Origin of the sequence: Thermomonas sp., assembly GCF_020850895.1 — a bacterium.
Lineage (GTDB): Bacteria > Pseudomonadota > Gammaproteobacteria > Xanthomonadales > Xanthomonadaceae > Thermomonas.
Window position 1 is genome coordinate 1 of sequence record NZ_JADZDS010000135.1, and the last position, 4,087, is coordinate 4,087.

Here is a 4,087-nt window from a genome sequence, read left to right on the forward strand (position 1 = left end):
AACTCGAAGCCCTGCTGCGCAGCAACCGCGACTGGGCCGATGGCATCACCCGCGATGACCCGACCTTCTTCGAGCGTCTTTCGAAACAGCAGGCGCCGAAGTACCTGTGGATCGGCTGTTCGGATTCACGGGTGCCGTCCAACCAGATCCTCGGCATGGATCCCGGTCAGGTGTTCGTCCATCGCAACATCGCCAACGTGATGGTGCACACCGATCTCAACTGCATGTCCACCATCCAGTACGCGGTCGACGTGCTGAAGGTGCGGCACATCCTGGTGGCCGGCCACTACGGCTGCGGCGGCGTCGGCGCGGCGCTGGAAGGCGCGCGGATCGGGCTGGCCGACAACTGGATCCGCCACGTCGGCGATGTCGTCCAGAAACATGCCGCGCTGTTGGACGCCCTGCCCCCCGCCGCTCGCTACCTTGCGCTCTGCGAGCTCAACGCGATCGAACAGGCGCGCAATGTCTGCCTGACCACCATCGTCAGCGATGCGTGGAACCGCGGCCAGCAACTCGCGGTGCACGGCTGGGTCTACGGACTGGACGACGGCAGGATCCATGAATTGGAGATGGATGTGCACGGGCCCGATGAACTCGAGTCGGTGTGCGCACGGGCCATCGCCGCCGTCCATGCGCGCCACCACTGCGGCGCATGAATCACGCGCCACGACGGCCTGCGTTTCATCGTCGGGTGGTTTCCCGATAGCCCTCCGGTCGGATCGTTTCACGCCGTGGAACGTGGCCCATTCAGCGAAATACCAATAGCGCATTCGTGACTGTGGGCGTAGCGTCCTTCTCCCGTGTCTCAGCTGGTGAGCCACGGGCGCAGGAGAATGCCGTCCATGCTTGCCCGATCCCTTCCCGATCCACCGACCTTGATTGGCCCGGTTTCGACCTCCACCGAGCGCCTGCTACCCATATTGGCCGTGCGCGCTGCATGCGGTTTTCCGTCACCGGCGGAAGATTTCTTCCGCGAGGGCGACTGCCTCGACCTCAATGCACGCCTGATCGCCAATCCGCCCGCCACCTTCCTGGTGCAAGCCGACTGTGGCGGATCAATGGTCGATTACGGCATCCATGACGGCGATTTGCTGATCGTGGACCGTTCGATCAACGCCCGCCCGGGCCACACGGTGGTGGCGCTGTGGGATGGCGGGTTCGTGGTCAAGAAGCTCTACATGCGTGGCGGCCGCATCGTGCTGGCCTCCAGCGCCGGCTACCGGCCAATCATCGTTCCGGAGGATGTCGAGTTGGACGTCTGGGGCGTGGTCCGCAGCAATATCCACTTCCATGTCTGAGGCTGCACCGCGCTTTGGCCTGATCGACGGCAACACGTTCTACGTGTCCTGCGAGCGGGTGTTCGATCCCTCCTTGAGGGACGTGCCTACCGTGGTGCTGGGCAATGGCGACGGGTGCTGCATCGCCTTGTCGCCCGAGGCCAAGGCGCTGGGTCTGAGGATCGGCACGCCGATCTTCCAGGTGCCCAAGGTGATTCGTGAACAGGTGCAGGTGCGATCGGCCAACTTTGCGCTGTACGGCGACCTGTCGGCACGGATCGTCACCCTGCTGCGTGACCTGTTCCCACGGGTGGAGATCTATTCGATCGACGAGAACTTCGTCGATGTCGAAGGCCTGCCGAACCCGCTGGCGGTGTGTCTGGAGGCCCGCAGGCGGATCCTGCAGTGGGTGGGCATTCCCTGCTGCGTGGGGCTGGGCACAACCCGCACCTTGGCCAAGGCCGGCAACAAGCTGGCCAAGGTGCAGTCCAAGCGCGCCGTGAGGGCTGGGGCATTGGCGGTGTTCCACGCAACGTCCGCGAACATCGACCAATTACCGGTGGAAGATGTGTGGGGCGTCGGGCACCGCTACGCGGCACGCCTGCAACAGGAAGGGGTCAGGACCGCCGCCGACCTTGCCGCACGGCCTGCCGAGAGCATCCGGGACCGCTACGGCGTGGTGCTGGCCCGGACCCAGCAGGAGCTATGCGGGATTGCCTGTGGCGATCTGGAACTTGAGGAGCCGGATCGCCAGCAGATCGTTGTCTCGCGCAGCTTCGGGCGAGATGTCACCGATCCGTCCGATGCCCTGACCACCTTCGCCACCGTCGCCTGCGAGAAGCTGCGCCATCGTGGACTGGCCGCATCGGCGGTATGGGTGTGGTTGGATGGCAATCCACACAAGGGCGACGGCTTCCATGCCTCAAGAGCCGTCCCCCTGCCACACCCGAGTTGCGACACGCGCGAGGTCTTGCACGCGCTGCGTAGCCTGACGAAGGCCATCCTGCGTCCCGGCCAGTACTACAAGCGCGGCGGCGTGGGATTGGCCGACTTGGTGCGCGCCGACACCCGGCAGGCGGACCTGTTCTCGCAGCCCGACCCGCGCCGTGAGCGCGGCATGGCGGTGCTGGATGCGATCAATGCAAAGTTCGGACGAGGCGCCGTGGGACTGGGCGCAGCCGGGTGGGCTGTCGGCGGTGTACGGCCGGGTGATCGGCGCCATGGCAGTCGAGACAGCCAGTGGCGACCCATCCTCAAGGCACTGTCACCGGCCTACACAACGAAGTGGAATGAACTGTTGCGGGTGCGGTGAAATGTTGGTGCTTTCCCGAGCAACCCGATCGCCTCGCTTGCCGGCAAGGTGGGCCATACGCCCGAGTCGCTGCGCCGCGGGTTGCGTCAGGCCGAGCGTGATCGCGGCTTGCGCAGCGGACCCGACATCCCCCCGCCTTCCGTAGTGGGGCTGTTTAGAGTCCGGGATCCTTCGCATCGGCGTTGGCCGCCAGTTGTTCGGCTTGCATTTTTCGCTACACGCCGACTGGCATTCACTCCGACGCCTTGCGGTCTTCGTCGTCAAAGACCACCTTGTCGGCCACCCCAGTGCGACGGGCAAAAATCTTGTTGGACGCGGCGTCCCAAGCTCGGTCGTTGCCCGCCTTGCTTCTGCTGAACAGCAGGCTGGAAGCCGCATCCACGCCCATGTGTTGGGCGTCTTGGAAGGCTGCAAGATCAGCACTGAGGAACACAAAGTCCCAGCCCAACCCTTTCTTAGCATCGATGAGGACCGTCACTCGGCTGCGATCGAACTCGCGACTGGCATTCTCCTGCCCGTCGGTGACGACCACGAAGATCACCTTGGTCGGCCGCCCCGATTCCGGGAGGGCGGCCAGTTGCGCCTCCAGGTCAAGGATACCCCGGCCCATGGCGTCATAGAGGGGCGTCGAAGCCCGCGGAACGTAGCGTTCCAGCGTCAACGGAGGCGCCGAGCTGATGGGAACCATCGAGTGCAGTACCTCATAGGGATCCTGGGAGTCGAACTGCACCAGCGTAAAGGTGGCCGGATCCGGGGCAGCCTGTTGCTGCGCGAGGAATGCATTGAACCCACCCACCACGTCCTCACGGATGTCCTGCATGGATCCCGTCCGATCCAGAATCAGGGTGATATGGCTGCGCTCGGTCATGGCATGCTCTCCTCGGTGAATGTGTTCCGGAAAGTACTCCCGGCCGATCTCACGCGCTGAGACGGTAACTTGGGGGATGGGATGGCAGCGGAATCACTGAAGAGCAAGCACCGGCGCGCGTTGAATCGCCTTTTTTCAGTTTGGGCACGGCTTCGCGAATGCTTGGGCACGGCGTGGGCACAGGATGGGCACAGACGCGGCCTCAGCGCCAAAAAGCAAAAGGGCCAATGAGCGCTAACCCATTGACCCTCGTGCTTTTTTGGTGGCGCGCCCGGAGAGATTCGAACTCCCGACCCCCAAGTTCGTAGCCTGGTGCTCTATCCAGCTGAGCTACGGGCGCAGAAGCGCAATTGTGATGCATTGCAGCGTAGTGCGTCAACGCGGACGTTGGGCCTGCTGCTGTCGCGAACGCGAAACTGGCGGAGACTGAGGGATTCGAACCCTCGATGGAGCTGTTGACCCCATCCTCCCTTAGCAGGGGAGCCCCTTCGGCCTCTCGGGCAAGTCTCCGGGTCGCGCAGCGCAAGCCGGGAAGGATACAGGCAAGGCCTGAGTCGGGCATACCTTTTCAGTCGCTGGATGGGTCCGGCACGCCTGTTTCGGTCGACGCTTCGGGCCTGCCGCCACCCT

The 4,087-nt window shown here is 64.1% G+C and carries 4 protein-coding genes and 2 tRNA genes; 3 read left to right on the top strand and 3 right to left on the bottom strand.

The annotated features are described in order from the left end of the window. The first annotated feature begins 11 nt into the window (after positions 1-11). From can to IT472_RS11670, 3 genes are all read left to right on the top strand, one after another. The gene (can, locus tag IT472_RS11660) at positions 12-656 is read left to right on the top strand and encodes a carbonate dehydratase (protein ID WP_297181736.1); all 645 of its coding nucleotides are present in this window, start codon (positions 12-14) and stop codon (positions 654-656) included. Between the two features lie 186 nt (positions 657-842). Next, complete coding sequence (umuD, locus tag IT472_RS11665; RefSeq protein ID WP_297181731.1) at positions 843-1,298, top strand: translesion error-prone DNA polymerase V autoproteolytic subunit; 456 nt, start codon at positions 843-845, stop codon at positions 1,296-1,298. After that, entirely contained in the window at positions 1,291-2,589 is a 1,299-nt protein-coding gene (locus tag IT472_RS11670) for a Y-family DNA polymerase (protein ID WP_297181733.1), read from the top strand. Before umuD ends, IT472_RS11670 begins: the two co-directional genes overlap by 8 nt. Before the next feature lie 232 nt (positions 2,590-2,821). Here IT472_RS11670 and IT472_RS11675 read toward each other — a convergent pair whose 3' ends face one another. From IT472_RS11675 to IT472_RS11685, 3 genes are all read right to left on the bottom strand, one after another. Continuing rightward, a complete protein-coding gene (locus IT472_RS11675) occupies positions 2,822-3,457 on the bottom strand; it encodes a hypothetical protein (RefSeq protein ID WP_297181734.1) in 636 nt (211 codons plus the stop codon). Positions 3,458-3,720: 263 nt separating this feature from the next. Continuing rightward, positions 3,721-3,797, bottom strand: a tRNA-Arg gene (locus tag IT472_RS11680). 77 nt (positions 3,798-3,874) lie between these two features. Then, positions 3,875-3,967, bottom strand: a tRNA-Ser gene (locus tag IT472_RS11685). Positions 3,968-4,087: the final 120 nt, after the last annotated feature.